This is a genomic window from Subtercola sp. RTI3 (assembly GCF_035018625.1).
Lineage (GTDB): Bacteria > Actinomycetota > Actinomycetes > Actinomycetales > Microbacteriaceae > Subtercola > Subtercola vilae.
The window spans coordinates 1-20995 of record NZ_JASJXO010000019.1 but is presented as its reverse complement, the minus strand read 5'-3'; the positions used below and the strand labels follow the sequence as shown (position 1 = coordinate 20995).

Below are 20995 nucleotides of genomic sequence, written 5' to 3'. Positions count from 1 at the left end.
GCTTAGCGTTCGAAGAACCGAATTCCGCTGGCTTTTGGCACCGAGTGCCATTACCCTTGGGGCCAGCGCAGTATTTCGCCGCAGAAGTCGGAATTGTCGAAGGAGACAGCCACAATGGCCAAGAATGCATGGTTCGAGACCGTCGCCGAAGCCCAGCGCCGGGCCAAGAAACGCCTGCCGAGTTCGGTGTACGGCGCTCTGGTCGCCGGCTCTGAGCGCGGGCTCACCTACGACGACAACATGGCCGCCTTCTCAGAGCTGGGTTTCGCCCCGCACGTTGCGGGCCATCAGGCCACGAGAGACCTCTCGACCTCTGTGCTCGGCATTCCCATCTCGTTGCCGGTGCTCATCTCGCCCACGGGGGTTCAGGCGGTACACCCCGACGGCGAAGTGGCGGTGGCCCGGGCATCCGCCAACCGCGGCACCATCATGGGGCTGAGTTCGTTCGCGAGCAAGCCGATCGAAGAGGTGGCCGCCGCCAACCCCAACACGGTGTTTCAGATGTACTGGACAGGTACGCGTGAGGCGATGGTGCAGCGCATGGATCGTGCGCGCAGGGCCGGTGCCAAAGGGCTCATCGCCACCCTCGACTGGTCGTTCTCGAACGGGCGTGACTGGGGCAGCCCGCAGATTCCCGAACGCATGAACCTGAAGACGATGGTGAGTTTCGCGCCGAACGTACTGCCGCACCCACAGTGGCTCTGGCAGTTCGCCAAGACCGGCAGGGTTCCCGACCTCACCGCCCCCAACCTCACTCCGCCCGGCGGTGAGGCACCCACTTTCTTCGGTGCCTACTACGAATGGATGCAGACGCCGCCCCCCTCGTGGGATGACGTGGAGTGGCTTCGCAGAGAATGGGGTGGCCCCTTCATGTTGAAAGGGGTCTCGCGCACCGACGATGCCCGGCGCGCAATCGATGCCGGCGTCGACGCCATCTCGGTGTCGAACCACGGCGGCAACAACCTCGACGGCACACCGGCCACGATTCGCGTTCTCGCCTCGGTGGCCGAGGTGATCGACGGGCAGATCGAAGTGGTTCTGGATGGCGGGGTTCGCCGGGGCGGAGACGTTGCGAAGGCGCTCTCACTCGGAGCGCGCGCCGTGATGATCGGCCGAGCCTACCTCTGGGGGCTGGCGGCCAATGGGCAGGCCGGCGTCGAGAACGTGCTCGACATTCTGCGCGGGGGTCTCGACTCGGCGGTGCTCGGGCTCGGGCACTCGTCGATCTCCGAACTCAGCCCGGCCGACCTCGTGATCGCAAAAGATTTCGCGCGCACGCTTCCGCAGGTGCAGAACGACTCAGTTCACACCGACTCAGTTCACAACGACTCAATGAAGACCGACGCAATGAAGAGCGAAACGAAAGAGAGTGCATCATGACCGGCAGGCTCGAAGGCAAAGTGGCATTCATCACGGGCGCGGCCCGCGGCCAGGGCAGGGCGCACGCGGTGAAGCTCGCGAGCGAGGGGGCCGACATCATCGCGCTCGACCTCGCCGGCCCCATCCCACTGGTGCCGTACGACTCGTCGACGCCAGAAGACCTCGCTGAGACGGTTCGTCTGGTCGAAGGGCTCGACCGGCGCATCGTGGCAGAGCAGGGCGACGTGCGTGACCTCGCCCGCATGAAGGAGATCGTGGCGAAGGGGGTGGCCGAGCTCGGTCACCTCGACATCGTCGTCGCGAATGCAGGAATCTGTATTCCGGCGACGTGGGACGAAACCACGCCCGAGATGTTCCAGGTCACCATGGACACGAACGTGACTGGGGTATGGAACACGGTGATGGTGGGTGCGCCGTACCTTGTGACAGCGGGCGGGGGATCGATCATCCTGACCAGCTCGTATGCCGGTAAGAAGATGCAGCCGTTCATGGTGCACTACACCGCGAGCAAACACGCGGTCACCGGTATGACGCGGGCGTTCGCGGCCGAACTCGGCAAGCACAACATCAGGGTGAACAGTGTGCATCCGGGCGCGGTGAACACACCGATGGGGTCGGGAGACATGATCGAGGCCATCACGCGCACCAATGCGAGCAACCCGCCACTCGCCGCGATGGGCACGCCGTTTCTGCCGGTGTGGGCGGCCGAGGCCGAAGACATCGCAAACGCGGTGGCGTTTCTCGCGTCTGACGACGCTCGGCTCATCACGGCGGAGCACCTGAGTATCGACGCCGGGTCGCAGTACTTCTAGGCGGTGCCGGGCTAGCGGGCAGTGACGGTGAGTCTCGGCAGCGTGGGAGCTGCCGGGGCCGCCACCTGCAGGCCCACGGAGAGTGTCTGTCCCGTGCCCACGGCGGCGCCCCAATCGACGCCGGTGCAGGTGATCGACGTCGACGCCTTCAGCGAGCACGTCATGCCCCACGCGTTGGTGATCGCGGTGGCACGGGTGTCGGGCCAGGTGACGCTCCAGCCCGAAGCTCCCGTGGTGCTGGTCACCGAGACGGTGGCCACGTAGCCGTCGGCCCATGAGCTCTGCAGTGCCCAGCTGGCGCTCGCGGCGACGGGGCCGGCGGCGCTCGCGGTGGGAGGGCCGGTGGTTCCGGGCTGCGGTTTCGGCGACGGTGACGGTGGGGGTGGCGGTGACGACGATGGTGGGGTCCCGGTGGTGGGCTTCGGCGAAGGCGCCGGTGCTGGTGTAGTGGGAGTAATCGGCAGGGTCGGCGTGGTTGTGGTGCCGGTTGACGGAACGGGTGTCGGTGTCTGAACGGGAACCGGTGCCCCGGCGCCGAGCAGGGGTTTGAGTGCGCTGAGCTTGGCCGCCTGGGGAGTGACCCAGTCGTCTTTCACCAGGCCGCCGGTGTCGCCGCTGTCGGGGTTGAACGACCAGTAGGCGAAACTGATGCCCGTGTTTGCGAGGTAGCTGACGATCGACGTCATCCACTTCGTATCAGAGGGGGTTGCGAGCGTGCTGCCGAATTCTCCGAGCAGCACGGGCGCGATATTCGACTTCGCGAGGTAGCCCCAGTTCTTGTCCCACAGCGGCGCGAGGTTCGCCGGGTAGTTCGCCGCGCTGAACCAGCTCTGGGTGTAGACCGACGACGGGTAGTCGTGGGGCGAGTAGACGACCTGGTGGGCGACCGACAGGGTCACCGGTTTCGCCTTGACCCCGCCGAGCGCACCGCCCCACCATGTAGTGGTGCCGTCGGGCTGTCTGTCGGTGCCCTCGACGATGACGAGCAGTTTCGGGTTGACGCCGAGCACGGCGTTTCCTCCGCGGGTGGCCGCGGCCTGCCAGTCGACGGCCGCAGTGCCGCAGCCCCAGCAGGCTGACCCATGCGGCTCGTTGTGCAGGTCGACCCCGATGACGGTGGGGTTCGACGCGTAGCGTTTGGCGAGCATCCGCCAGTCTGAGAGCCAGGTGGATTCGGGGTACTGGGCCGTGTACCAGAGTTCTGACTGTGCGCCGGAGTCGGGGCGATGCTGGTCGAGAATGACGCTGAGGCCGTAGACCTTGGCGCGGGCGACGACGGCGTCTAAGACGAGCTGCGGCGAGAGATTCTTCAGGGTGGGATTGACGGCGTAGTTGATCGAGGTGGTGGCCTGGGCGGCCAGGCACTCGTTCGAGTACGGCAGCCGGATGGTGTTGAACCCCATCGATCTGATCTGGGCGAGCCCGGCGTCGAGGCTGATGCTCCAGAGGCCGTGGGGTGCGCAGTTCGATGTCTCCATGCCGAACCAGGCGGCGGCCTTGATGACGTAGGTCTTGCCGGTGCTGTCTTTGATGCTGCCGCCGTCGGTGTGCAGCCAGCCGGAGGGGGCGGTCGTCGGCGCGGGCGTGGTGGCGGTCGCCCCGCCGGCGGTGCTCGCCGCGGTCGCTGCAGTGGCAGAGGTGAGGCTCAGGCCCCCCGCCGCGAGAAGCAGTGCGATCGCGCCGGCGGCGAGGCGCCGCAGACCGGATCTGACCAGCGTTCTGTGGGCTGATCTGTACCCCGAATCGTGCACGCTGGGCCCCCTGTCAGAACCTCATCTGCCCCGGCGGGGAGCATACCGTAGAACTGGTAGAATTGACGTCGGCCTATTTTCGCTGGTCGAATGCACGACAAACGGATTGAGGCATACTCGCATGAACTTCGAAGTCGGAGAAACCTTGGTTTACCCGCACCACGGTGCGGTCACCATTACACACGTCGAAACCCGCACGATCAAGGGTGTCGAAAAAACCTATCTCACGATGAGCGTGCACACCAGCGAACTCACCATCAAGCTCCCGGTCGACAACATCGACCTCGTGGGCGTTCGAGACGTCATCGACGACGCCGGTGTCGAAGCGGTCTACGACGTTCTGCGCAACCCGTTCGTCGAAGAGCCGGGCAACTGGTCGCGCCGGTACAAGGCCAACCAGGAGAAGATGGCCAGCGGCAGCGTCTTTCGGGTCGGCGAGGTTGTTCGTGACCTCTGGCGCCGCGACGTCGAGCGCGGTGTCTCGGCCGGCGAGAAGCGCATGCTTCTGAAGGCGCGCCAGATTCTCGTCTCCGAACTCGCGCTTGCGCAGAGCATGACAGACGAAGAGGCCTCAGCGGCGCTCGACGCCGTGCTCGCCACCGTGACCGTGGGCGTCGAAGCCAACACCACGGCCTGAACTGCCTGAGCTGCTTGAGTAGCTTCGCGGCTCGAACAGTTTCACCACCGCACCCGAACACACTGCCGTAGAGAAGGTCGTCGATGACGTTTACCCCCGAACGAGAAACCTCCGCCTCGTCGCCTGACACCCGCCGCGGTGTCTCGGCTGAGATCGCCCGCTCGTGGCTGCTGGTGAATGCCACACGGCCCGAGACCTTCGATCAGGTGGCCGCCTCGCGCGCCGACCAGATCATTCTCGACATCGAAGACGCGGTCGACCCGAAAGCAAAACCAGCCGCCCGCGAAGGCGTGGCGCGCTGGCTGAGCGAGGGCGGCAGCGCCTGGGTGCGCATCAACGACCGCACCACCGACTTCTGGTCGGGTGACGTGGATGCCCTGAAAGGCATTCCCGGTCTGAGGGGTGTCATGCTGGCCAAGACCGAGGCCGGCGCGCACGTCTCCGAGACGTTCGACCGGCTGGGCGGCAGCACTCCGGTCATCGCGCTCATCGAGTCGGCGCTGGGAATCGAAGAGGCCCGCTCCATCGCTGAGGCGCGCGGCGCGTTCCGCTTGGCGTTCGGCAGCGGTGACTATCGGCGCGACACCGGAACCGGTGCCGACGACCTCGCCATGGCGTACCCGCGCTCGCGCCTCGTGGTGGCGAGCCGCATCGGCAAGCTTCCCGGCCCGATCGACGGCCCTACGGTGGGCAGCAGCCATCCGGTGCTGCGTGAACAGTCGGCGCTCGCCGTCACACTCGGCCTCACAGGCAAGCTCTGCCTCGACGTCGAGCAGCTACCCGTCATCAACGAGGTCATCAGCCCCACCCGCTCAGACGCCACGTGGGCCCGCGACTTTCTCGCCGACTTCGAGTCGCGCGGCCGCGTCATTCGCGACGGCAGCGACCTGCCTCGCCTCGGCCGCGCGCAGAAGATCGACAAGCTGGCTCAGGCGTTCGGCATCAAGCCGCTGTAGAGCGAGGTTCTGTAGGTCGAGCTGCCGAAGGTCGAGGTGCGGCTGCCAGTTCGAAGCACTCCGGTGCGCCGCGCGGGAATGTTCGGGGCTGCCGTGCGGCTGTACCCAGAGTGAAGGTTGAACTCTGGTCGTCGTCGTTCTGCGGAGCGTGCGCCTCGACGCGCGCCGTGATCGAACAGGCACAGTGGCTTGTAGCCGGCGTGACTCTCAGTGAGCGCAACGTGGCACTCGCCCCTGACGCTGCCGAACTCGCCCGCATCGAGGCCACGCCCACCGTCATCTTCTCCTCCGACGACGGCACCGAGGTCTTTCGCTCGGCTGGCGTGCCGACCATCCACCAGGTGCTCGCCGGCCTCGCCCTCGCCGCGGGCTGACGTCGCCCCGCGGGTCAGCGGCTGTGGGCGTGGGTGTGGGTGACGAAACGGTACCGGATGCCCGTTCGGGAGATGGCCCAGGCCGTGGCGGTGCTCTGCCACGAGTCGCCCGGCCTCGGCGCAACGGTGTCACCCGCGACGTCGAGGTCGACCTCTGTCACCTCGAGCCGGGCGGCGTGAGAGATGCTCTGGCGGTAGAGCTCGCCGCCCCCGATGACCCAGAGCGGAGCATCCGGAGCCGTGAAGCGGGGCAGAACCTCGTCGAGCGAGTGCACCACCTCGGCGCCGCGGCTCGACCAGCCTGGGTCGCGCGTGAGCACGAGGTTCTGCCGGCCCGGCAGGGGGCGAAAGCGTTCGGGCAGCGAATCCCAGGTGCGCCGGCCCATGAGCACAGTGCCGCCGGTGGTCACCTCGCGAAAGTGCGCGAGGTCTTCGGGCACGTGCCAGGGAATACCGCCGCCGTCGCCGATGACCCCGCCCCGGGCTTCGGCCCAGATCAGCGAGACGCTCACACCGCGACCGGCGCCTTGATGGCCGGGTGGTGCTGGTAGTTCACGACCGCGAAGTCGTCATAGGTGTAGTCGAAGATGCTCGCGGGGGTGCGCGTCAGTTCGAGGGTCGGCAGAGGGAAAGGCGACCGACTGAGCTGCTCGATGACCTGCTCGCGGTGGTTGTCGTAGATGTGGCAGTCACCGCCCGTCCAGATGAAGTCGCCCACCTCGAGGCCGGCCTGCGCCGCCACCAGGTGGGTGAGCAGGGCGTAGCTGGCGATGTTGAAGGGAACCCCGAGAAACAGGTCGGCGCTCCGCTGGTACAGCTGGCATGAGAGCTTGCCGTCGGCCACGTAGAACTGGAAGAACGCGTGGCAGGGCGCGAGCGCCATCTGCGGAATGTCGGCCACATTCCACGCCGACACGATCATGCGCCGCGAGTCGGGGTCGGTCTTCAGCGTTTCGATGACCTGGCTGATCTGGTCGATGTGCGAGCCGTCGGGCGTGGGCCACGAGCGCCACTGCACGCCGTACACCGGGCCGAGTTCGCCAGCGGCGTCGGCCCACTCGTTCCAGATGCTGACGCCGTTCTCCTGCAGCCAGCCCACGTTGCTCTCGCCGCGCAGAAACCACAGCAGCTCGTAGGCGATCGACTTGAAGTGCACCCGTTTGGTGGTGATCAACGGAAACCCCTGCGAGAGGTCGAAGCGCAACTGCGCGCCGAACACACTCGTGGTGCCGGTGCCCGTGCGGTCACCCTTCGCAACTCCCTCGGCGAGCGTGTGGCGTAGCAGGTCTTCGTAGGGGGTGGCGAGTGAATTAGTCATCCCTGTGAGCGTAATACGCACGTACGATGAAAGCACGCGCTCCGCACGGCGACGAGCGGATGCCCGTTCTCTGACAATCGACAAGAAGGCGTGTGCCATGCCAACAAAACTCACTGTCATCTACGACAACCCCACCGACGCAGAGGCCTTCGAAGAGGGCTACGCGCGTGAACAGGTGGCGCTGGCGAAGAAGGTTCCCGGGCTCATCCGGTTCGAATCGTCGAAGGTGTGGCCGAAAGAAGACGGCACCCCAACGCCCGCGTACCGCATGATCGACTTGTACTTCGACGACTACGACTCGGCCAGCGCGGCCGTCGCCACGCCCGAGGCCGCTCTGTTGTTCCCGTCGATCTTCGGCCTCGCCACCGGTGGCGTTCGGCTGCTGTTCTCCGACACCGAAGAGAGCTGACGCGTGCCTGAGCTCAACGACATCGCCATTACCACCATCGACGGCGGTGAGACCACCCTCGCCGAGTTCGGCGACCAGGTGAAGCTCGTCGTCAACGTGGCCTCGCGGTGCGGTCTCGCGCCGCAGTACAACAAGCTCGAGCAGCTGCAGAAGACCTACGGTGACCGTGGCTTCACCGTGCTCGGGTTTCCGAGCAACCAGTTTCTGCAGGAGCTCGGCACCGAAGAGGCCATCAAGGAGTACTGCTCAACGACCTGGGGCATCACGTTTCCCATGTTCGAGAAGATCAAGGTGAACGGCCGTTCGGCCCACCCGCTCTACGCCGAGCTGAAGAAGACTCCGGATGCCCAGGGCAAGGCCGGGCGGGTGACCTGGAACTTCGAGAAGTTCGTCATCACCCCGTCGGGTGAGGTTCACCGCTTCCGCCCGCGCACCGAGCCAGACGACCCCGAGATCATCGGGTTGATCGAGCGGTCGCTGCCCGCCGTTTAGTCGGCGAGGATCAGGTAGAGGGCGCGGCGCGCCTCGTCGAGCTTCTCGATGGCGGCGGTGCGCTGCGCCTCTGTTGCGCCGTGCCGAAACTGCTGAACGACGCCCATGAGCTTGCCGACGCTCTCGATGAACGCAGTGTCTTGGGCGTTGCGGCCGGGGGTCGCCTCCCACGCCTTCTTCAGTTCGTCTTCGTGCTCGGCGAGGTAGGCCCGACCGGCGTCAGTGAGCTCGTACTCGGTGCGGCGACCGTCGCCAGAAGAGGCGATCAGCTCCTCATCGACGAGCTGCTGAAGCGTGGGGTAGACCGAGCCGGGGCTCGGGCGCCACGTGCCGCCGGTGCGTTCCGCGATGGCCTTGATCATGCCGTAGCCATTTGAAGGGCCATCGGCCAGCAGCGACAGGATGACCGAGCGAATGTCGCCCTTGCCTGCCCGCCGGTTGCCGCGGGGCCCGAAGCCCGGGCCGAACCCGCCGCCGAGGGGGCCGAAACCGCCGGGGCCGAAGCCGCGGCCTTCTCCGCCGCCGAACCCGCCGCCGAAGTTGCGGTGTTCGAAGCTGCGGTGTTCTGAATTGTGATGACCACCGTTGTGGTGGCCCGAGTCGTGCTGGCGCCCGAAGGGCGTGTTCTCTGAGTTGATGTGATTGCGGTTCATTATCGCGTTCACCTTTCTGATGATTGATGTATCACCGAGTATCGGCGATGGGTTAAAGATATATCGCTATATATCGTTAAGTCAAGCAGGCGAACAAAAATGATTCGTCGATCGGTGGGCAGCATCGGGCAGACTGGGGCAATGCCCGCTGTTCCTGCAGATTCCCTTCGCTCAGACACGCTCGACCTTCTTCGCCAGCGCACCAGCGCCAAGTGGCGCACCTACCCGAACGACGTGCTCCCCCTGTTCGTCGCCGAGATGGATTACCCTCTCGCCGCTCCCCTCGCCGCAGCCTTCCGGGCCGTGATCGAACGCTCAGACGTGGGCTACATCGGTTCGCCCGATGCGGTGGGCACCGCCTTCAGTTCGTTCGCTGCCACACGGTGGGGGTGGAGCATCGATGCCACGGGCATCCGCACCACCACCGATGTGAGCGTGGCGATCGTCGAGACCCTGCGCCAGGCCGTGGCCCCCGGCTCGGCAATCGTGATCATGCCGCCGGTCTATGCGCCGTTCTTTGAGCTGGTGCCCGAAGCGGGCTGTGTGGTGGTCGAAGTGCCGTTGAACGACGACGGCGAGACATGCTCGATCGACCTCGACGGTCTCGAACGGGCGTTCGAGGCCGGTGCGAAGGGGGTGCTGCTCTGCAACCCGCACAATCCGTTGGGGCTCGTGCACACCAGGGAGACGCTGTCGGCGGTCGCTGCGCTGGCCGAGCGGTATGGCGCCATCGTTGTGAGCGACGAGATCCATGGGCCGCTGGTGCACCCCGGCGTCACGTTCACGCCGTACCTCAGCGTCTCTGATGCCGCACGCCGGCACGCGGTGGCGGTCACCTCGGCGAGCAAGGGCTGGAACGTCGCTGGTGCCAAGTGCGCTCTCATGGTCGCTGCGGGCCCCGAGATGCTTGCTCTGCTCGACGCGATGCCCGCCGAGGTGAGCATGCGCACCAGCCAGTTCGGGTTGCACGGCAGCGTGGCCGCCTTCACCGACGGCGAACCGTGGCTCGACGGGGCACTCGCGTGCATCGGTCGGAGCGCCGACCTGCTCGAAGAGTTGCTCGCCGAACACCTGCCCGAAGTGCGGTTTCGTCGCCCGCAGGCGAGCTACCTGGCGTGGCTCGACTTCAGGGCTCTCGCCTGGGGCGACGACCCGAGCATCCGGGCGCTCGAGGAGGCAGCGGTTGCTCTGAACCCGGGCCCCTCGTTCGGCTCGCCGGGCAGGGGGTTCGCGCGGCTGAACCTGGCGTGCTCGGCGGAGGTGCTGACAGAGGCAGTACGGCGCCTGGCGTCGGCCGAGGCGGCGGCGGGCGCGGGCAGAGGCACTGACCGATGACGGCTGGCGCAGAGAGCCCCGAGGTCACTGAGGGTGATCGCGCGCCGTTCTTTCCCCGGCTTCGAGAGAAGCTGAATCAACGGAGAGGCTTCTCTGACACCGAGAAGACGGCCGCGGCGCTGCTGCTCATCGCCACCGTCGCGGCGCTGGTGTGGGCGAACTGGCCGGGCGGCAGCACGTACGACTCCTTCTGGCACTCGACCATCTCGCTGCGTATCGGCGGCTCGTCGCTCGAACTCGACTTTCGGTCGGTGGTCAACGAAGCGCTGATGACGCTGTTCTTCTTCGTTGTGGGGCTCGAGGTGAAACGTGAATTCGCGCTGGGGGAGCTCAGCGACTGGTCGCGTGCGGTGGTGCCCGTGGCTGCCGCCATAGCGGGTCTGGCGATTCCCGCCGTGATCTTTCTGGCCATCAACCCGAGCGGTGAGACGGCCCACGCGTGGGGAGTCGTCATCTCGAGCGACACGGCATTTCTGCTCGGGGCCCTCGCCATCGTCGGGCCCCGGCTGCCCGGGCATCTGCGCATCTTTCTCCTCGCACTCGCCGTTGTCGACGACGTCGGTGCGCTCGCGGTCATTGCCATCTTCTACACCGGGCACCTCGACATAGTTCCGCTGGTCGTGGCCGTGCTCGGGCTGGCTGTCATCTGGTCTCTGAGGTACCTGCGACTCGGCCAGGGGCCGGCCTACGTGGTGTTCTCCATCGTCGTGTGGGTCGCGCTGTATGCCTCTGGCGTGCAACCCACCCTGGCTGGAGTCGCCATTGCGCTGGCGATTCCGGTCTACGCGCCGCGGCGGCGCGAAGTTGAGAACGCGGCGGCTCTCAGCCGGGCGTTCCGCCAATCGCCGAACCCCGCATACGCGCAGGCTGCCGTCAGGGGCCTGCTCGGGTCTGTCTCGGTGAACGATCGGCTGCACACGCTCTACTCGCCCTACACGAGCTTCATCATTCTGCCGGTGTTCGCGCTGGCCAACGCCGGGGTTCATCTCACCGGCGAGACGCTGGCGGCGGCCATCCGGTCACCCCTCACCTGGGGTGTGGTGGCGGGGCTCGTCATCGGCAAGCTCGTGGGCATCACCGGAATCACGGCTCTCATCAAGGTACTGAAACTCGGCGTACTCGCGCCCGGTCTCACCCTGGGCCGAGTGGCCGGCGGGGCCGCGCTCTCAGGCATCGGGTTCACTATCTCGCTGTTCATCATCGATCTTGCCATCACCGATCCGCAGCAGCAAGACGAAGCGCGCGTCGGCGTGCTCGCGGCGTCGCTCATCGCCTTTCTGCTCGGCTGGGCGGTGTTCAGAATCGTCGACAGGGTGCAGCCTCCGTCGCGCATGAGCCAGGTGCTCGCCAGACCCGTCGACCCTCGGCGCGACCACATCAAAGGGCCGCTGGATGCCCCGCTCACGCTGGTCGAATACGGCGACTTCGAGTGCCCCTTCTGTTCGAAGGCAACGGGGTCGATCGATGAGGTTCGCGCGCACTTCGGCGATGACCTCCGGTATGTCTGGAGACACTTGCCGCTCACTCGGGTTCACCCGCACGCGCTCCTCGCGGCGCGCGCCAGCGAGGCCGCAGCGCTGCAGGGGCGGTTCTTCGATCTGTCGCCTGTGATGTTCGAGAATCAAGACGAACTCGAGTTCGACGACCTGCTCGGCTACGCGGCCGCCCTCGGGCTCGATCTCGACCGATTCGAAGAAGACATGCGCTCAAGCGACGTGGTGAATCGCGTGCGTGACGACACGATCGACGCCGACCTGATGGACGTGCACTCGACACCGACCTTCTTCATCGACGGCAAGCGGCACCACGGGCCCTACGACGCGGCGAGCCTCATTCGTGAGTTGAACCTGACCCGGCCGCTCTCGGGTGCCCCGCGCACGACGCAGGTTTAGGCTGGAAGCTCGGATGCAAGGGAGTGTGTGAGTGAAGAGAATGACCGGCATCGAGATACGGCATTCGCTTGTCAACGGGTCGGCAACCGAGGCTGCAAACCTGGTGCTGCCCTCGAATTTCGTCGAACTCGACTGGGAGAACCTCGACTACCTGGGCTGGCGCGACTCGCATTCGCCTCACCTGGGGTACATCATCCGGTGGCAGGGGGAGAAGCCGATGGGCATCGTCGTTCGCGAAGCAGACGGGCCCCTGTCGAAGCGACGCATGATGATGTGCCAGCTCTGCCGGGCAACCCACACCGAGCACGGCGTCTCGCTGTTCAGCGCCAGGCGCGCAGGTGAGGCGGGCATGAACGGCAACACCGTGGGCACGTACATCTGTGCCAACCTGGGGTGTTCGGGCAACATTCGAGTCGACGTGCCGCAGGCGTCGTACTACTCAGACCCCGAGAGTGTTCTGGCAGAGAAGGTGATGGGGCTCGAAACTCGGGTGAGCGGGTTCATGCTCGATGTGATGCGGCCGTGATACGCGGGGCGGTGCGGGTTACGCGCTGCCGAAGAGCAGGCCGAGCAGGTAGGTGACGGCTGCGGCGCCATAGCCGATGAGCAGCTGGCGAAGTGCTCGCCGAAGCGGCGGGCCTCCCGACAGGATGCCCACAATGGCCCCGGTGCCGAGCAACGCGATGCCCACCAGCACTGCCGCCACGATCAGCGCGGGCAGGCCCTGCAGGCCGAACAGGTAGGGCAGCACAGGAATCACGGCGCCCGAGGCGAAGAAGCAGAAACTCGAGATGGCTGCGCTGAGGCCGGTTCCGACGGCTTCGTGCTCGTCGACCTCTTCGTGGGCGGCAGGGTCGGCGACGGAGGACACTGCGGCCTCCGCGACGATGTCTGAGGTTGCAGACGTCGCGAGGGCGGGAACGGGTGGGAGGGCATCCAGAGCCGCAGGGTGGTTCAGCACCTCGCGGGCGTGGGCCTCGGCTTCGTCGGGTGACATGCCCCTGGCGCGGTACACGAGCGCGAGTTCGTTCGCGTTCACGTCGAGGTGCGGCACAGCCTGGGTGGCTTCGGGGCTGGGGGTGGAGGCCTCGAGCAGCTCGCGCTGCGAACGCACGGAGACGTACTCGCCTGCTCCCATCGAGAGGGCGCCGGCGAGGAGGCCGGCGAGGCCGGTGACGAGTACGACGGAGTTGGGAACGCCGCTGGCGGAGATTCCGATGACCAGGGCCAGGTTGCTCACCAGGCCGTCATTGGCCCCGAACACTGCGGCGCGAAAGGTGCCCGAGAGGCGGTTGCGGCCGCGCGCGGCGAGCCCGCGAACCACTTCGGCGTGCACCTGCTCGTCGGCTGCCATCGCCGCGGTGGCGTCGGAATCGGTGGCATACGGCGAGCGGGTCTCGGCCCGCTGCGCGAGAGCGAGAACGAACACAGACCCGAAGCGCCGGGCCAGAAAACCGAGCACGCGCGTACGCACGTCGCCCCGGTGCGCGCGGCCCACGTTGTCACCGAGCAGCTCACGCCAATGCGACTCGTGTCGGGCCTCGGCCTCGGCGAGGGCCAGCAGAATGGCGCGCTCTTCGCCGGTGCGACGCTCGGCGAGATCGCGGTAGACAGAGGCTTCGGCCTGCTCGTCGGCCATGTACTGACGCCAGCGACGGAGGTCGGCGGCGCGAGGCGGTGTCGAGGTCATGGCTCCGGTCTCAGCGGTGGGCGGTGGGGTCAGCGCTTCTTCTTGGCTGCGGCCGGGCTCTTGGGAGCAACGGCATTGGGGTTCGTGCGGGCGTGGCGTTCGGCGCGCTCTTTGGCGGCCAGCTTCTCGGCGCGCTCGGTCTTGATGCGCGCGTTCTCCTCGTGTACTCCGGCCTGGCGGGCGCGTTCGACGACGAGCCACTCGGGCGGGGCGGCGAGCAGCGCCTTGATCTCCGCCGTCGTGAATGGGTCGTCTACTCCGGCCCTCGTGAGGCCCGAGATCGAGATGCCGAGCTTGCGCGCGACTTCCTGCCGGGGGTGCGGCCCGTTCAGGCGCAACTCGACGAGCCACTCGGGAGGGCTCTCGAGCAGGGCGTTCAATTCGGCCCGTGTCACGTCGACGCCGTGAAACTCGGCCGGCGCTGCGGGCAGGTAGATGCCCAGCTTTTTTGCGGCGGTTTCGGGTTTCATTGTCTGGGGCGATTTCTGCGCGGTCATGAGGCCAGCGTATCCTGAAGCATTGAGCGGTAATATCGCGCGTCGAGTGGCGCGCGGCAAATATCGCTTGGCGAAGTTCGAGCGGTGCAGAGTGCGCGGCGACAAGATGATCGGGGCCGGCATGAGCGACAACCCGTTCGACGAGGTTCCGCCCTTTCGTATCGCCTTCGCCGTCGGGGTGACGGTGACGAAGTGGACCAGGCTCTGGCAGGAGCGCCACCCCGATGTTCCGCTGAGCGTGTTCCGCAGTGAACCGGGGCTGCAGACGGCGGTGCTCGGGGCTGGCGTTGCTGACGACGACGTCATCGCTGAGGTGAGTGCTGACGTGAGTTTTGTGCGGTTGCCGATCGATGCTGAGGCACTCAGCGTGATCAACCTGTACCAGGAGGTTCAGGTTGTCATGGTGTCTCGCGACCACGCTGTCGCAGCGGTCGACGAGGTGACGGTGTCTGACCTGGCCGATGAGCATCTGCTGCAGAACCCTGACGACGTGCCGGAGTGGCGCGACGTCGCGGCCGAGCTGCAGGATGGTTCGCGCAGGCCGCTGCGGGGCATCCAGAGCCTCGACGACGCCGTGGAACAGGTTGCGGCCGGCGTGGGTGTTGTCATTGTTCCCCAGTCGCTTGCCCGCATGCACACGCGCAAAGACGTGGTGTACCGGCCCGTGACCGACGTTGCCGAGACCCAGATCGCATTGGCCTGGGTGGCCGGAAACCCGTCGCCACAGGTTGCGGAGTTCATCGGAATTGTGCGCGGCCGGTCAGCGACGAGCTCGCGCGATGCCCTCGACACGACCGCGGTCATCAGCGGGGGCCGCGACGGCGAGCAAGGCCAGGTTGCGGTCAAGAAGATCGGGCCAGTGGCGAAGGCCAAAGCGAAAGCGCGCGCGGCCCAGGCCGCCGAAGATGCTGCCGCGGGCAAGCGCGGTTCTGGTGCCGGTAAGTCTGGCGGGGGCGCGTCAGGCGCGGCCGCGGCCCGCAAGAAGAAACAGTCTGACCAGGCGAACGCCGCGCAGGCCAGACGACGAAAATTCGGCGGCAAGCGCTGAAACAAGCTCCGCGAGAAAGGCGGCCCCATGAAAGCCATCATCTACACTCGTACCGGTTCGCCGGAGGTACTCGAACTGGTCGATCGTGAGCCAGGCGTCGTCGGCCCGGCCGACGTGCGAGTTCGCATCTGTGTGTCTGGTGTCAACCCGACCGACTGGAAGTCGCGGTCCGGCAACGGCGTGACGCGCGAGCTCGAGCACGAGCAGGTGCCGAATCAAGACGGTGCCGGCGTCGTGGATGCGGTGGGTAGCGCGGTCACCCGTTTCTCAGTGGGCGACAAGGTGTGGGTGCGCGACACTGCGTATCAGCGGGCCACCGGAACCGCGCAGCAGTTCACGGTTCTGCCCGAACACCTCGTCAACGCTCTGCCGGCGGGCGTCTCATACGATGTCGGTGCGTCACTCGGAATTCCCGCCCTCACCGCCCACCGTGCTCTCACCTCGCGCGAGACCGGACCCGATCGACTCGCTCCTGGGTCGCTCGCCGGGATCGTCGTGCTTGTTGCTGGGGGCGCGGGTGCCGTCGGCCACGCAGCCATTCAACTGGCTGTGTGGGCTGGCGCAACCGTGATCACGACGGTGAGCGGCCCCGCCAAGGCAGAACTCGCCCATGCGGCGGGTGCCCACCACGTCATCGACTACCGCAGCGAGAACGTCGTCGAGAGGGTTGCGGCGATCGCGCCCCACGGTGTCGCCATCATCGTCGAGGTGAACCCGAATGCGAACCTTGCCGACGACGTACAGATGATCTCCACCGGCGGAACGATTGCCCTCTACGCTTCCGGTGAGCCCGACGAGGTGTTGGTGCCCGTTCGCGCGAGCATGACCAAGAACGTGCGGTACCAGTTCGTGCTCACCTACACGACGAGTGAGGTCGAGAAGGGCAACGCGGTCAGGGCGGTCGGGGCTGCGGCAGCCGACGGCGCCCTCGAGGTGGGTGCCGAGAATGGATTGCCGGTCATCCGGTACCCGCTGGCCGAGACGGCGGCTGCGCACCGGGCTGTCGAAGATGCGGTTGTGGGCAAGGTGCTGATCGACGTGGGGTCGCCGGTGACTCCTGTAGCGCCCGACTCTGACGAAGCGCTCAGCTGATGAGTGAACCAGCGTGGGTCGAGCACGCCGTGTTCTGGCAGCTCTACCCGCTCGGATTCGTCGGGGCCGACATCGACCCCGGCGATCGTTCGATCGACAGGCCCGTCGAGCACCGGCTCGGGCGCATCATCGGGTGGCTCGACTACGCGGTCGAACTTGGTGTGTCGGGCATCGCCTTGGGCCCGCTATTCGCATCGCAGACCCACGGATACGACACCGTCGACTTCTTTCGCATCGACCCTCGACTCGGTGACGAAGGTGACTTTGCTGCACTGATCGGTGCGGCGCACGAGCGAGGCCTGCGGGTGGTGCTCGACGGCGTGTTCAACCACGTGGGGCGTGAGTTCGGCCCGTTTGAGCGAGTTGTTGCCAGTGGTGCTGGTTCTGGTGAGTCGCCGTTGCGGTGGTTTCGGCTCACGGGCCGCGGGCCTTCGGGTGACCCCGTGTTCGAGAACTTCGAGGGGCACGACGCCTTGGTCGCCCTGAACCATGATGAACCTGCCGTTGCCGACTTCGTGACCCACGTGATGACGTACTGGCTCGATCGCGGCGTCGACGGCTGGCGCCTCGATGCCGCCTATGCCGTGCCTTCAGCGTTCTGGGCGACAGTGCTGCCCAGGGTTCGCGCCACGCACCCTGACGTCTATATTTTCGGCGAGGTGATTCACGGCGACTATGCCGACAGTGTTGCTGAGGGCACCCTCGATTCGCTCACCCAGTACGAGTTGTGGAAGGCCATCTGGAGCTCTATCTCCGATGCGAACTTCTTCGAACTCGCAGCAGCGCTTGACCGCCACAACGCGTTTCTGAGCAGTTTTACGCCCGTCACTTTTGTAGGCAACCACGACGTGAGCCGGCTCGCAACGGTTCTGGATGACCCGCGGCACCGCGAGCACGCTCACGTCATTCTGCTCACGGTCGGCGGCACCCCCACCATCTACTACGGCGACGAGCAAGGGTTCACTGGTCTCAAAGAGGAGCGGGTCGGTGGTGATGACGCGATTCGTCCGGGATTCCCGGCCGACGGGCATGCGGCCCTGCCTGCTGACGGGTGGAACACCTACCGACTCCATCAGAACCTGATCGGCTTGCGCCGGAGACACCCGTGGCTTCACCGGGCGCAGTCGACCACGATTGCCCTGACGAACACCTTCTACGTGTACGAGGTGCGGTCGGGTGCTGACTCGCTGGTGGTTGCGCTCAACGTGGGTGACCGAGACGAGACGTTCGAAAGGGGTCGTGGCGGGGGAGCGTTCGATGTGCTGGCGGGGTCAGCCCGGGTCTCGTCAGGCGGGGGCGCCGCGGCGACAGCTCCCACTGATGCCGTCACTGTCACGGTTCCTGCGCACGGCTGGGCGGTGCTCGGAGCCTGACGCGGGGGCGACTGACGCTAGTGCCTCAGATCGGTGTCGCCCGCGTTGGAGCTTCGGTAGGGTCGGATCATGAATTCTCCGCTGCCCGATTTCGCCGCTGTTCCCACTCTCGTGGGTGAACGTCTCACCCTCGAGCCGCTCTCGCTCGAGCACGTGCCCGACCTCTCCGAGGCCGTCGCTGAAGGTGAACTGTGGCGAACGTGGTACACCCGCATTCCTTCGCCCGACGAAATGGCCGACGCCGTTCAACACCGGCTCGACCTGAGCGCGGCGGGTCAGTGGGTACCGTGGGCCGTTCGCCGACATGACACCAACCGAGTCGTGGGAATGACGTCGTACCTGAACATTCGGGCCGACAACCGAAAGCTCGAAATCGGCTCGACCTGGCTCGGTCGCAGCTCGCAGCGCACCGGCCTGAACACCGAGGCGAAGCTCTTGCAGCTCACTCACGCCTTCGAGACTCTCGGCTGCATCGCCGTTGAGTTTCGCACCCACTGGCACAACAGCCAGTCGCGAGCGGCGATCGCCCGGCTCGGTGCCAAACAAGACGGGGTTCTGCGCAACAACGACATCTGGCGTGACGGCACCCTGCGTGACACTGTTGTGTTTTCAATAATCGAGGGCGAATGGCCCACTGTGCGGCTCGGCCTCACCGAGAAGGTGGCTGGGCGGGCGTAGCGCCTTTCGGCTCCTCGCCCACCGTTTCGTTCACCGCCTCTGCAAGGTGGTCGAGGCCTTGGCCACGGCATTCGCGACGACTCGTTCGTCGACGCGCGTGAGCACACCGTTCTCGACGACCCTTTCGCCATTGACAAGGAGCAGGGCGAGCGGAGGCAACGAGCCGAGGGTGAGCGCGGCAACCGGGTCGAGAATGCCTGCGTGCTCGACTCCGTCGATCTTCCACACCGCGAGATCGGCAAGCTTGCCGGGTTCGATCGACCCGAGCTCATGATCGCGGCCCAGTGTCGTGGCGCCGCCCATGGTCGCCATGCGAATGGCGCGGCGACCGGGCATACCGTCGGCTCCCGCGCGCAGCCGGTTCATCAGCACAGCCATGCGAATCTCTGTGCCGAGCTGGCCAGACTCGTTCGACGCTGCACCGTCAACGCCGAGCCCGACGCTGATTCCTGCGTCGAGCATGCCAGGTACCGGGGCTATGCCGGCGGCCAGGCGCGCGTTCGACGAGGGGCAGTGCGCCACAGACGTGCCTGTGGCCGCAAACCGGCCAATCGCGTGCTCGTCGAGGTGTACGCAATGAGCCATCCACACGTCGTTGCCCAGCCACCCCAGGTCTTCGAGGTACTGTGTGGGCGTCTTGCCGAACTTCGTCTGGCAGAAAGCGTCTTCTTCCACCGTTTCGGAGCCGTGCGTGTGCAGGCGAACTCCCCGGACCCGGCCCAGAGCGGCCGACTCGGTGAGGAGGTCGGCCGTCACAGAGAAGGGCGAACACGGGGCAAGCGCGATCTGCGCCATCGCCCCGGGGCTCGCGTCGTGATACTGGTCGATGGCCTGGTCGCTCGCCGCGAGAATGGCGTCGATCGTCTCCACGGCGAAATCTGGGGGCAGGCCGCCCTGCGAACGACCCAGATCCATCGAGCCACGAGTGGCGTGGATGCGAACACCCAGCTCTGAAGCCGCCCGAACGATTCCGCCGAGAATGTCGCCAGACCCGCTGGGAAACACGTAGTGGTGGTCGGCGACGGTGGTGCATCCGGATTTCGCAGCCACAGCCATGGCGCCGAGAGCCCCGGCCTCGACCAGATCTGCGTCGATGGCCGACCATAGCGGATACAGCGAAACGAGCCAGTCGAACAGAATCGAGTCTTGAGCGTACCCTCGAGTGAGCCACTGGTACAGGTGATGGTGGGTGTTGATAAGCCCGGGCGTCACTAAGTGGCCGCCGGCGTCGACGACCGTGACGGTCGCGCGCCTGGAATCGTGCGGTGTCGAATTTACGGGGACGGTGCTGGTGCTGGTGCCCGTTCCTGTGCCTGAATCGACCGCGCCGGCCGCGCCGTCTCGCGCCGCGATTGCGGGAGCGGGTGAGCCCGAAAACGCCCAGGCAGGGGCCTGGCCTGGGCCCACGGCGACGACTACCTTGCCATCGATGACAACAAAGCCGCTCGGGTACTCGGTGTCAGCCGCGTCGACCGTCACCACGTAAGCGTTCGTGACAATGGTGCGCGAAACGTGGGCCGAGAGCGACGAGTTCTGATGCATGGCTCCACGCTAGTGGAGGCCGCTCTCGGCCCCGTCGTGCGATAGTGAAAGCTGTGGATAAGTCGACCGAGCGTCTCATTGTGCAGAGCTACACGCTTGCCGAGGCTGAGCGCGTGCTGGCGCAGACTCCCTCGGCCAGCGACAACTGGGCGCCGGGTTACCCCTTCGTTGATGAGCTGGCCATTCTGCCCCGATTCATCGCAGATTTCCGCGAAAACGGCGATCCGGCTCCGTTCGGGCCCTATATCGTGCGGCGGCGCTCTGATGGGCTCGCCATCGGGGGATTGGGCTTCACCGGCCGACCTGATGCCGACGGTACCGTCGAGGTTGGCTACGGGCTGATTCCGGATGCCCGGGGCCATGGCTTCGCTACTGAGGCGCTTCTCGCCGTCATCGAAATCGCTCGGCGTGCGGGCGCGTTGATCGTGCGTGCTGATACCGCCGTGGAAAATGTGCGCTCGCAGAACGTGCTGCTTAAATGTGGGTTTCGCGAGGTCGAGTGGAGTGCTGACGCAGTGTTCTTCAAGCGCGTTCTCTGAGATGGGGCTGCTCTCGATGTGCTCGAAAAGGTGTCTCGAAAAGTTTTTTGAGATTCTTTCGTGTAGGGGTCGATTTGGGCCATATTTGTTGAGTGAATGTCAGTGGTTGGTGGTTGACTTGGGTCATGAACGAATCGGCCCTACCTTCTGACCCGGCGTACGAGTCCCTTGTGGATTCGCTTTCGTCGTGGTGTGGGGCTGCCGCGCCCTTCGGGCTTGCCGATGATGTGTTGTTGTCGCGGATCGCAGACGCAGAGAAGCTGGGCCGGTTAGTGGATGGGTTGCGTGTGCGGTTGGCGGGGGAGGTGGCTGAGAGGTCCCGTGCGGAGCTCGGGGATGGGTCGCTGTCACGGGCACAGAACTTCACGACGGTCCCGAAGCTGGTCGCCGCGGTAACGGGCGGGGCAGGGCATACCGCGAACAACTGGCTGAAGCTCGGCAAGTCGGTGCGGTCGGGGGTGTCGATCAATGGGGTTCTGATCCCGTCGAACTTCCCGCACGTCGAACAGGGCCTGACGGATGGCAGT

At 66.0% G+C, this 20995-nt stretch carries 23 protein-coding genes; 16 read left to right on the top strand and 7 right to left on the bottom strand.

Translation table 11 applies throughout. The features are described from left to right. Positions 1-114 precede the first annotated feature (114 nt). Positions 115-1380, top strand: coding sequence for a pre-mycofactocin synthase MftD (mftD, locus tag QN358_RS09235; protein ID WP_136641053.1), 1266 nt, complete (start codon positions 115-117; stop codon positions 1378-1380). Next, on the top strand, positions 1377-2192 hold the full coding sequence (locus QN358_RS09230; RefSeq protein WP_136641054.1) for a mycofactocin-coupled SDR family oxidoreductase: 816 nt from the start codon (positions 1377-1379) through the stop codon (positions 2190-2192). The genes mftD and QN358_RS09230 overlap by 4 nt, the downstream gene beginning before the upstream one ends. An 11-nt stretch (positions 2193-2203) precedes the next feature. Here the strand turns inward: QN358_RS09230 and QN358_RS09225 are convergent, their stop codons facing one another. Continuing rightward, positions 2204-3943 carry a cellulase family glycosylhydrolase gene (locus tag QN358_RS09225; protein ID WP_323512157.1) on the bottom strand — a complete coding sequence of 580 codons (1740 nt, stop codon included), beginning with the start codon at positions 3941-3943 and terminating at the stop codon, positions 2204-2206. Positions 3944-4064: 121 nt separating this feature from the next. Between QN358_RS09225 and QN358_RS09220 the strand changes: the two genes are divergently transcribed. The 3 genes from QN358_RS09220 to QN358_RS09210 all read left to right on the top strand — a co-directional run bounded on the left by QN358_RS09220 (position 4065) and on the right by QN358_RS09210 (position 5910). Continuing rightward, on the top strand, positions 4065-4580 hold the full coding sequence (locus QN358_RS09220) for a CarD family transcriptional regulator (protein ID WP_136641055.1): 516 nt from the start codon (positions 4065-4067) through the stop codon (positions 4578-4580). A gap of 83 nt (positions 4581-4663) precedes the next feature. Beyond that, the gene (locus QN358_RS09215) at positions 4664-5536 is read left to right on the top strand and encodes an HpcH/HpaI aldolase/citrate lyase family protein (protein ID WP_136641056.1); all 873 of its coding nucleotides are present in this window, start codon (positions 4664-4666) and stop codon (positions 5534-5536) included. 110 nt (positions 5537-5646) lie between these two features. Continuing rightward, positions 5647-5910 (top strand): thioredoxin, encoded by a 264-nt coding sequence (locus QN358_RS09210; RefSeq protein WP_136641057.1) that lies wholly within the window; start codon positions 5647-5649, stop codon positions 5908-5910. 14 nt (positions 5911-5924) lie between these two features. Here QN358_RS09210 and QN358_RS09205 read toward each other — a convergent pair whose 3' ends face one another. Next, positions 5925-6422 carry a dihydrofolate reductase gene (locus tag QN358_RS09205; RefSeq protein ID WP_136641058.1) on the bottom strand — a complete coding sequence of 166 codons (498 nt, stop codon included), beginning with the start codon at positions 6420-6422 and terminating at the stop codon, positions 5925-5927. Further along, positions 6419-7228: a thymidylate synthase gene (locus QN358_RS09200; RefSeq protein WP_136641059.1), complete on the bottom strand. Its 810-nt coding sequence runs from the start codon at positions 7226-7228 to the stop codon at positions 6419-6421. The genes QN358_RS09205 and QN358_RS09200 overlap by 4 nt, the downstream gene beginning before the upstream one ends. 97 nt (positions 7229-7325) lie before the next feature. Between QN358_RS09200 and QN358_RS09195 the strand changes: the two genes are divergently transcribed. Both QN358_RS09195 and QN358_RS09190 read left to right on the top strand, forming a co-directional pair. After that, positions 7326-7637 (top strand): EthD family reductase, encoded by a 312-nt coding sequence (locus tag QN358_RS09195; protein ID WP_323512156.1) that lies wholly within the window; start codon positions 7326-7328, stop codon positions 7635-7637. A 3-nt stretch (positions 7638-7640) separates the two neighbouring features. Further along, positions 7641-8129: a glutathione peroxidase gene (locus tag QN358_RS09190; RefSeq protein ID WP_136641061.1), complete on the top strand. Its 489-nt coding sequence runs from the start codon at positions 7641-7643 to the stop codon at positions 8127-8129. On the opposite strand, the gene QN358_RS09185 is transcribed toward QN358_RS09190, so the two are convergent. Continuing rightward, positions 8126-8782: a PadR family transcriptional regulator gene (locus QN358_RS09185; protein WP_323512155.1), complete on the bottom strand. Its 657-nt coding sequence runs from the start codon at positions 8780-8782 to the stop codon at positions 8126-8128. The genes QN358_RS09190 and QN358_RS09185 overlap by 4 nt on opposite strands. Before the next feature lie 141 nt (positions 8783-8923). Here QN358_RS09185 and QN358_RS09180 point away from each other — a divergent pair, with 141 nt between their 5' ends. Genes QN358_RS09180 through QN358_RS09170 form a run of 3 tightly spaced genes read left to right on the top strand, consistent with a single transcriptional unit; the run spans position 8924 to position 12535 of the window. Continuing rightward, the gene (locus tag QN358_RS09180) at positions 8924-10117 is read left to right on the top strand and encodes a MalY/PatB family protein (protein ID WP_136641063.1); all 1194 of its coding nucleotides are present in this window, start codon (positions 8924-8926) and stop codon (positions 10115-10117) included. Continuing rightward, positions 10114-12009 (top strand): Na+/H+ antiporter NhaA, encoded by a 1896-nt coding sequence (gene nhaA, locus QN358_RS09175; protein WP_136641064.1) that lies wholly within the window; start codon positions 10114-10116, stop codon positions 12007-12009. Before QN358_RS09180 ends, nhaA begins: the two co-directional genes overlap by 4 nt. Before the next feature lie 40 nt (positions 12010-12049). Further along, entirely contained in the window at positions 12050-12535 is a 486-nt protein-coding gene (locus QN358_RS09170) for an FBP domain-containing protein (RefSeq protein WP_323512178.1), read from the top strand. Positions 12536-12553: 18 nt separating this feature from the next. On the opposite strand, the gene QN358_RS09165 is transcribed toward QN358_RS09170, so the two are convergent. Next, positions 12554-13699: a VIT1/CCC1 transporter family protein gene (locus QN358_RS09165; protein WP_136641066.1), complete on the bottom strand. Its 1146-nt coding sequence runs from the start codon at positions 13697-13699 to the stop codon at positions 12554-12556. A gap of 29 nt (positions 13700-13728) precedes the next feature. Next, on the bottom strand, positions 13729-14196 hold the full coding sequence (locus QN358_RS09160; RefSeq protein WP_136641067.1) for a DUF5997 family protein: 468 nt from the start codon (positions 14194-14196) through the stop codon (positions 13729-13731). A gap of 91 nt (positions 14197-14287) precedes the next feature. Between QN358_RS09160 and QN358_RS09155 the strand changes: the two genes are divergently transcribed. The 4 genes from QN358_RS09155 to QN358_RS09140 all read left to right on the top strand — a co-directional run bounded on the left by QN358_RS09155 (position 14288) and on the right by QN358_RS09140 (position 18387). Further along, positions 14288-15244 (top strand): LysR substrate-binding domain-containing protein, encoded by a 957-nt coding sequence (locus QN358_RS09155; RefSeq protein WP_323512154.1) that lies wholly within the window; start codon positions 14288-14290, stop codon positions 15242-15244. A gap of 27 nt (positions 15245-15271) precedes the next feature. Further along, positions 15272-16336, top strand: coding sequence for an NADPH:quinone reductase (locus tag QN358_RS09150; RefSeq protein WP_136641069.1), 1065 nt, complete (start codon positions 15272-15274; stop codon positions 16334-16336). After that, complete coding sequence (locus tag QN358_RS09145; RefSeq protein WP_136641070.1) at positions 16336-17709, top strand: alpha-amylase family protein; 1374 nt, start codon at positions 16336-16338, stop codon at positions 17707-17709. The genes QN358_RS09150 and QN358_RS09145 overlap by 1 nt, the downstream gene beginning before the upstream one ends. Positions 17710-17778: 69 nt before the next feature. Beyond that, positions 17779-18387, top strand: a complete 609-nt coding sequence (locus QN358_RS09140; protein WP_136641071.1) for a GNAT family N-acetyltransferase — start codon at positions 17779-17781, stop codon at positions 18385-18387. A 30-nt stretch (positions 18388-18417) separates the two neighbouring features. On the opposite strand, the gene QN358_RS09135 is transcribed toward QN358_RS09140, so the two are convergent. Then, the gene (locus QN358_RS09135; protein WP_323512153.1) at positions 18418-19929 is read right to left on the bottom strand and encodes an 8-oxoguanine deaminase; all 1512 of its coding nucleotides are present in this window, start codon (positions 19927-19929) and stop codon (positions 18418-18420) included. A 53-nt stretch (positions 19930-19982) separates the two neighbouring features. Here QN358_RS09135 and QN358_RS09130 point away from each other — a divergent pair, with 53 nt between their 5' ends. Together QN358_RS09130 and QN358_RS09125 are read left to right on the top strand one after the other, a co-directional pair. Next, positions 19983-20468 (top strand): GNAT family N-acetyltransferase, encoded by a 486-nt coding sequence (locus QN358_RS09130; protein ID WP_323512152.1) that lies wholly within the window; start codon positions 19983-19985, stop codon positions 20466-20468. Positions 20469-20593: 125 nt separating this feature from the next. Continuing rightward, positions 20594-20995: hypothetical protein (locus tag QN358_RS09125; protein WP_323512151.1), on the top strand; the 402-nt coding region annotated here is incomplete at its 3' end.

What these genes read in the sequence shown, in the direction of transcription:
- mftD (WP_136641053.1), top strand. Translation starts at nt 115, where the DNA reads ATGGCCAAGAATGCATGGTTCGAGACCGTCGCCGAAGCCCAGCGCCGG.
- QN358_RS09230 (WP_136641054.1), top strand. Translation starts at nt 1,377, where the DNA reads ATGACCGGCAGGCTCGAAGGCAAAGTGGCATTCATCACGGGCGCGGCC.
- QN358_RS09220 (WP_136641055.1), top strand. Translation starts at nt 4,065, where the DNA reads ATGAACTTCGAAGTCGGAGAAACCTTGGTTTACCCGCACCACGGTGCG.
- QN358_RS09215 (WP_136641056.1), top strand. Translation starts at nt 4,664, where the DNA reads ATGACGTTTACCCCCGAACGAGAAACCTCCGCCTCGTCGCCTGACACC.
- QN358_RS09200 (WP_136641059.1), bottom strand. Translation starts at nt 7,228, where the DNA reads ATGACTAATTCACTCGCCACCCCCTACGAAGACCTGCTACGCCACACG.
- QN358_RS09195 (WP_323512156.1), top strand. Translation starts at nt 7,326, where the DNA reads ATGCCAACAAAACTCACTGTCATCTACGACAACCCCACCGACGCAGAG.
- QN358_RS09185 (WP_323512155.1), bottom strand. Translation starts at nt 8,782, where the DNA reads ATGAACCGCAATCACATCAACTCAGAGAACACGCCCTTCGGGCGCCAG.
- QN358_RS09180 (WP_136641063.1), top strand. Translation starts at nt 8,924, where the DNA reads ATGCCCGCTGTTCCTGCAGATTCCCTTCGCTCAGACACGCTCGACCTT.
- nhaA (WP_136641064.1), top strand. Translation starts at nt 10,114, where the DNA reads ATGACGGCTGGCGCAGAGAGCCCCGAGGTCACTGAGGGTGATCGCGCG.
- QN358_RS09170 (WP_323512178.1), top strand. Translation starts at nt 12,050, where the DNA reads ATGACCGGCATCGAGATACGGCATTCGCTTGTCAACGGGTCGGCAACC.
- QN358_RS09165 (WP_136641066.1), bottom strand. Translation starts at nt 13,699, where the DNA reads ATGACCTCGACACCGCCTCGCGCCGCCGACCTCCGTCGCTGGCGTCAG.
- QN358_RS09160 (WP_136641067.1), bottom strand. Translation starts at nt 14,196, where the DNA reads ATGACCGCGCAGAAATCGCCCCAGACAATGAAACCCGAAACCGCCGCA.
- QN358_RS09150 (WP_136641069.1), top strand. Translation starts at nt 15,272, where the DNA reads ATGAAAGCCATCATCTACACTCGTACCGGTTCGCCGGAGGTACTCGAA.
- QN358_RS09145 (WP_136641070.1), top strand. Translation starts at nt 16,336, where the DNA reads ATGAGTGAACCAGCGTGGGTCGAGCACGCCGTGTTCTGGCAGCTCTAC.
- QN358_RS09140 (WP_136641071.1), top strand. Translation starts at nt 17,779, where the DNA reads ATGAATTCTCCGCTGCCCGATTTCGCCGCTGTTCCCACTCTCGTGGGT.
- QN358_RS09135 (WP_323512153.1), bottom strand. Translation starts at nt 19,929, where the DNA reads ATGCATCAGAACTCGTCGCTCTCGGCCCACGTTTCGCGCACCATTGTC.